This window comes from Stieleria sedimenti (genome assembly GCF_025060895.1).
GTDB classification, from domain to species: Bacteria; Planctomycetota; Planctomycetia; order Pirellulales; family Pirellulaceae; genus Stieleria; species Stieleria sedimenti.
Genome location: NZ_JANZKV010000266.1, coordinates 1 through 6279 on the forward strand (window position 1 = coordinate 1; position 6279 = coordinate 6279).

The following is a 6279-nucleotide window of genomic DNA, read 5'->3' on the forward strand; positions in this document are numbered from 1 at the left end:
TTTTCCGCTCGACAAACGCAGGCTCGAACATTTGACGCTGACACAGAACTAGCCGACTTCCGATCCGTGGATTCGCCACCAGGACCTTGCTTCTTCGACCGACCAGGGATGCATCGCGATCAGCCGGTCCAGTTCCAACGCCAATTCGTCGATCGTCGAGAAGCGATCTTCCACGCTTTTGGCCATGCACTTTTTGACCAGCGCGACGATCGGCTCGGGGACGTCTTGGTCGCGATGCACGCCGATGCTGATCGGTTGTTCGGTCAGTACCAACGCAAACAATGATTCCGGGTCACACTCGATGAACGGCGGACGGCCCGACAGCAAAAAATAAGCGATGCAGCCGACGGAATAGATGTCTGAACGGGGATCGATGTTATTCGGTTCACGATAGCGTTCAGGCGCCATGTACATCGGTGTTCCGGCCCAGATCGTTTCCGCGGTCTGGTAGGAATCGGCGTCGGGTTGCAGCGGTTTGGCCAAGCCGAAATCGAACACGACCGCCCAGTCACCGACGGAGGCGTCCAGGGAGAGCATGATGTTCTGAGGTTTGATGTCGCGGTGCACCAGGCCCAACTTATGAGCCTCGCCGAGCGAGTCACAGACCTGGCGGAGAATAAACAGCGCCCGTCCGATGGGCTGAAACCCGCTGCGTGCCACGACGTCGTACAGCGTGATTCCCTTCAAAAACTCCATCACGCAATACGCTTCGCCTTCGTCGCCCCGGCCGTAGTCATAGATCGTGACCGTGTGCGGATTGCTCAGTGACGCGGCCAGTTTGGCTTCGCGATCGAACCGCAGTCTGTCTTCCAAGTTGTCGCGGTCACCGCGCAACACCTTCAACGCGGTATCGCGACCGAGTTGTCCATGTTTGGCGCGATAGACGACGCCCATTCCTCCGCTGCCCAATTCGGTGATCAACTCATAGCGGCTCAAGGGGTGGACGGCGGCCTGGGCGATGGCGGTTCGTCTGGCGATCCGTCCGGCGGCGGTCATTGCGGTGAAGGTCAGGATGATTCCCAACGCGACGAATCCCAGCGAAACGGTTTGTGCGGTCGCAAATGCCGAGGGGGCGGTGCGTTCCACCACGATGCCCAGATTCCATCGATTGACCCAACGCCATCCGCCCACCACGTCCATGCCGGCGTAGTTGCGATAGGGGGCCAATTGAGATCCGGATTGTCCCGACGAAGCCGCCGCGACGGAGTAGGTCAGCGGCTGCGTGCGTCGAACGAGACCTGCCAGTTGGGCGGCGGACGCTGCGGACGTGCCCGGATCGGAGACTCTCAATCGGCAGGACACCGAGTCGTTGTCGGACGCGTCGAGTGTCAACCAGTCAACCGCGCGGGGGCTGTTGGTGACCATTATGCCGTTGGCATTCACGGCATACACGTCCAGCCCGCCGGCGTTGGAGGCTTCGCGAAAGATCCGGTCCAACGCGTCGTACATGCCGAAGCCCCGAATCATGATCGTGGCAACGACGCGCCCGTTGTCATCACGAATCGGGAGGATCTCGGCCATCACCGGCAAACGGGTTTCGGGTTGAACGCCACTCTCGTCGGCGATCAAGATTTCGGGGCCGAACAACACCGTTTCACCACGCATCGCGCGGGCCAGGTTGGCCGCCCCGTCCGGCGCGACGTTGCCTCCGACGTCGGCTCCGTCGACCAGCCAACTGGCGAGAACCTTTCCGGTACGATCCCAGACGACATACTTGATGTCCGGCTGTTTGGACTGGGCGACCAGTGCCGCACGGATTTGTTTCGCGCCGGGGGCATCACGCAGTGCATCGACCGAATCATCTTGTTCGCTCGTCTGCACCAGGGCAATGATCGCATCCCGCAGCTCGCGGTGACGCGTCCACGATTCGGTCAGTCGCGATTGATCGTCCAGGAATTGATCGACGCTGATCCGGACGGCATCGGCCACGCCGGACAATTCATTTGCGGTCGATCGGCGCAGACTCGCTTCCACGTTCGTGTAGGTCCACCATCCGATCAGTGCGGTCGGCAAGATGGTGGCCAGCCATAACCAGCCGGCATTGAAACGCCGATGTTTTGTCGCCCGGGTCTGCCAGATCCCGGCCGAGGGGCGCCGCCGGGCAGGCGGCTCTTCGTCCCGATACCGCGGCGAGGCGTGGGTTCGTTGAGAACTCTGCTGGGTCACTTGCGCCGATTTGGACGGGGCGGGGATCGAACCAGATTTCGATTTTCCAACACCGCTCTTGTAGGTCTGACGCTTCGGTTGGCGACCACTCGTCGCGGGCGTCGGATGGGAGAGATAAGACGACGCGCCGCTTGTCGAGTCACGTTGGCCCGGTGGCAAGAACGGCGCGTTGGCGGTTGCCGCATGACCGTCGGTGCCTTGAGCGGCGGATTCGGGGGGCGTTGGTTCTGCCAAGGCGGGCGGAATCGCCGGTTGCTTGGCCGAGTTGCCTTCCAGCCGAGCCGATTCGTGGTCGTGCTCGTCCAGCAAGGACATCACTTCGTCGATCAGCGTCTGGTCGTCGCCACACTGTGAGACCAGAAACGCGTGCTGCTGGTCGGTGGGAAGGTCGTCGACGGCTAGAAATAGTTCACGGACCCGCGCGTAACGCTCCGCATTCATCAAGTCGTCTCGGGTTCCGTTGCCGCGGGAGGAGAAACAGGGGAGTCGGTGCCCGGTTCGGCGGAGGACTCGTTTTCCTCGTTTTCCTCGGCTTCCTCGCTGTCACGTCGCAACTCGCGTCGCATCCAGGCGCGGCTCATCGCCCACTCCTTTTCGATGGTGCGGAGTCCCAGTTTCATTTCCGCGGCGATCTCACGCATCGTCATGCCGCCAAAGAAACGCAATTCGACAATTTTGGCTTGTCGGGGGTTCAGTTGGGCGAGTTGTTCCAGCAGATCATCCAAGGCGACGACATCGTCGTCTCGATTGAGCTGAAAGGTGACATCGTCGTGCAATTGGCGGCGCTCCCAGCCACCGCCGCGTTTCAACGATTGAACCTTGCGGGCGTGATCGACCAAGATCCGTCGCATCACGGTGGCACCGATCGCAAAGAAATGCGTCTTGCCCTGCCAGTTGATCCTGGAGTGGTCGACCATCCGCATGTAGGCCTGGTGGACCAGCGACGAGCTGCTGAGTCGGTTTCGCAGCGGTTCGTTCTGTAGGAATCGGCCTGCCAGTCGGCGCAGGTCATCATACATCACCGAGAACAGACGGTCGGTATCGCCTTCGGTTCCCTCTTGGCTGCGGCTAATTAAATCGGTGACTGAAGGCATCTTTCCGGCTACGGCATCAGCGACTCGGGCGTCCGTCGCGACCGATCCTCCCCCTACAACGAGAGAGCTCGATCCTGCGACATCCTCGGCGGATGACCGCCCACCCCCCAATGTAACTTATCCGAGTAGTGTAACTGCTCGGACGGCGAAAATGTTCTCAAATGTTTGCGGCCCGTCGCCAGCGGCCTGTCGATTTAAGCCCGCACGCGTTAGCAAGGGGCCACGCGGCGCCCCTCGCTCACGCGTCGCGCCTGGCATGATCACGTTGATTTCGGAACATCGACTAAATCGACAGCCCGCTCGCGCCGTTCCGCTAACACCTTTAGAGCGAAAGTAGATGGCATTGGCCGCTGGTCAGCGGCGTCAGACCAGCGGCGTCAGACCAGCGGCGTCAGACCAGCGGCGTCACTTGTGGGTTGAGCTTCCCCCTGCGGCTGGCGATCGGCCGGGTCATCGATGCAACGCCCGACATCCCCCTCTGACATCTGGATTGACGATCGGGGAGAATGTCCCGCCGGTTTCATTTCGCATCCGAGAACTTATCCCATCGATGTCTGACCAAGACTTGCCCTACGATTCGTTTCTGTTGGTTTCCTTTGGCGGCCCGGAAGGCCCTGAGGACGTGATGCCCTTCTTGGAGAATGTGTTGCGGGGAAAAAATGTGCCGCGCGAGCGGATGCTGGAGGTTGCCGAGCACTACAAGAGTTTTGGCGGCGTCAGCCCGATCAACGAACAGAACCGCCAGCTGCTGGCAGCGATCAAGACCGAGTTTGAATCCAACGGAATTGATTTGCCGGTTTACTGGGGCAATCGGAACTGGCATCCCTTGTTCCCCGACACCTTGCGGCAGATGAAGGCAGACGGGTGCAAACGGGCGATTGCGTTTTTCACGAGCATGTTCAGTTGCTACAGCGGTTGCCGTCAGTACCGCGAAAATATCATCTCGGCGCAGGAGGAGGTCGGCGAGGGAGCCCCGTTGGTGGAAAAGGTGCGGATGGGATTCAATCACCCGGACTTCATCGAAACGATGGCGAGCAGCGTTCGCCGGTCGCTCGCCGAGCTTGAAACCGAACCGGGGGCGGCGACCGTGTTGTTCACCGCCCACAGCATCCCGATGGGGATGGCGGACAACTGCGACTACGTCACGCAACTCAATGAAGCGTCGCGATTGGTCGCCGAGGCGGCCGGCGTCGCGTCGTGGCGGTTGGTGTACCAGAGCCGCAGCGGCCCGCCACAGCAGCCCTGGCTGGAGCCGGATGTGTGTGACACGATCGCCGAAATGGACGAGGCAGAAAAGCGGCAGCACTTGGTGATCGTCCCGATCGGCTTTGTCAGCGATCACATGGAAGTGCTGTACGATCTGGATGACGAAGCGGCGACGTTGTGCCGAGAGCGTGGCATCAAGATGAGCCGTGCCGCAACCCCGGGCGTCAGTGCGGGCTTTGTCAGCATGATTCGCAAACTGGTGGAAGAGCGAATCGGGCTTCGCCAGCAGAAGGACGCGGCCGGAACTTTGGGTCCATGGCACGATGTCTGCCCGTCCGATTGCTGCCTCTACACACCACGGCGTCCCCCGTCGCGGGCCAGCTAGTGCGTTGGCCGCGCTAAATGTTCGGGTTGAGTTGGTCGAGCGGAAAAGGGGGCAGGTACGAATGGCACGGGCATTCGTAACATGGGATTCAGCAACCGTTGGTGTCTAGCCTTTAGGCGATTCCCGGTCGCTGCTACGCAGCGGTATTGGGCTAAAGCCTGCACACCAACGCTTATGCCCGTGCCATTCGGGTCAGGTACCCTAAGATTAAATATTGACGAAGCACTAGTGGTTTAGCGGTTGACCCGACCGGGCGACTGCGCCCGATGCCACTTACGTGGACATTTGAGGAGTTAGCGGAAGTCGGAAAGACGTTCGGTTCGCGACTGCGGGGCGGTCGCGGCGAAGCTCTGGGCAAACTCCGAGTCGCTCTTGACTTACGTCACACGGATTACTTATCGCGTCAGGGATGACAGTTCATTGCGTTCGTTCACTCGCCCGTTGCGCCGTCCTGGTTGCGTGTTTCACGTCTTTGGGTGGCTGTCGCATGGGAGCCCCGATTCACGTTTGGTCGCCACCGACGTTGCGTTCCACGGTGGGTCATTCGGTGATGGTTCCCAAGATCGTCGGCCCCCAGGAACTGGCCACGCCGATTCATGAGAAACTGCTGCAGGCCGCTCCCGCCGACGCGGGTCGTTCCACCCGCTTGGTTTCCGCCGAAGCGATCAGCGAATCGACGCCGGGCTTTGACCAAGGCGTTTCCCTGGTGTCGTACAACGCCGACGACGAAAGCGATCTGGCGCTGGCCAAGAAGGCTCAGCAAGGACACATCGACTTCATTTTGCGCGGCGAAATTTTGCCGGACCGGCGTCCCCGATCGATCACCGAAGCGGGCAATCGGTTGACCGTTTCCTGGCGTTTGATGCCGGTCAGCACTGACGTCCAGGCACAGACCGACGGTCGGCCAGTGGGCAAACCGGTCGTGGTGGAATTGGAATCCGCACTCAAGCGATACCCTGATTTGGCGTTGGCCGCCGACAAGGATGTGGCATTGCAATCGGCGCTCGTTCGTGAAACCCTGCCGCTGATCACACCGTCGGTCGTGCGGGAACGTGTGCAGTTGGAAATCCCCTACTTGCTGCCCGGCACGCAAGCCATTCGACGCGGCAACGCCTTGGCGGTCGCCGGCCGATGGGGTGAGGCGGAAGCGATCTGGCAAGAGGTTTACCAGCGATATCCGTTTTCATCCGTTGCGGTGCACAATTTGGCGATCGCGGCGGTGGCCAAACAAGAGTTTGGACAGGCCAGATCCTTGGCCAGTCGAGCTGTTCGGATGAAGCCGACCAAGCTGCACCAGCAAACCTTGGTCTGGGTCGAGCGAGCGCAGCGTGCCCACCACGAGGCCTTTCAGCTGCCCGATCCGCCGGAAGGCTGGTCGGTCACGAGGACGCGTTAACGAGTGGCGCTGCGTGGCCCCTTGCTAACGCG

General features: G+C 60.8%; 4 protein-coding genes. 2 read left to right on the top strand and 2 right to left on the bottom strand.

Annotated features, from left to right (window positions below):
- Positions 1–48: 48 nt before the first annotated feature.
- The gene (locus tag NZK35_RS29025) at positions 49–2607 is read right to left on the bottom strand and encodes a protein kinase domain-containing protein (RefSeq protein ID WP_259636029.1); all 2559 of its coding nucleotides are present in this window, start codon (positions 2605–2607) and stop codon (positions 49–51) included.
- Entirely contained in the window at positions 2607–3260 is a 654-nt protein-coding gene (locus NZK35_RS29030; protein ID WP_259636030.1) for a sigma-70 family RNA polymerase sigma factor, read from the bottom strand. Before NZK35_RS29030 ends, NZK35_RS29025 begins: the two co-directional genes overlap by 1 nt.
- A gap of 550 nt (positions 3261–3810) precedes the next feature.
- On the opposite strand from NZK35_RS29030, the gene NZK35_RS29035 reads away from it, so the two are divergent.
- Together NZK35_RS29035 and NZK35_RS29040 are read left to right on the top strand one after the other, a co-directional pair.
- Positions 3811–4851 carry a ferrochelatase gene (locus NZK35_RS29035; protein WP_259636031.1) on the top strand — a complete coding sequence of 347 codons (1041 nt, stop codon included), beginning with the start codon at positions 3811–3813 and terminating at the stop codon, positions 4849–4851.
- A 487-nt stretch (positions 4852–5338) separates the two neighbouring features.
- Positions 5339–6247 (top strand): tetratricopeptide repeat protein, encoded by a 909-nt coding sequence (locus NZK35_RS29040; RefSeq protein WP_259636032.1) that lies wholly within the window; start codon positions 5339–5341, stop codon positions 6245–6247.
- Positions 6248–6279 lie beyond the last annotated feature (32 nt).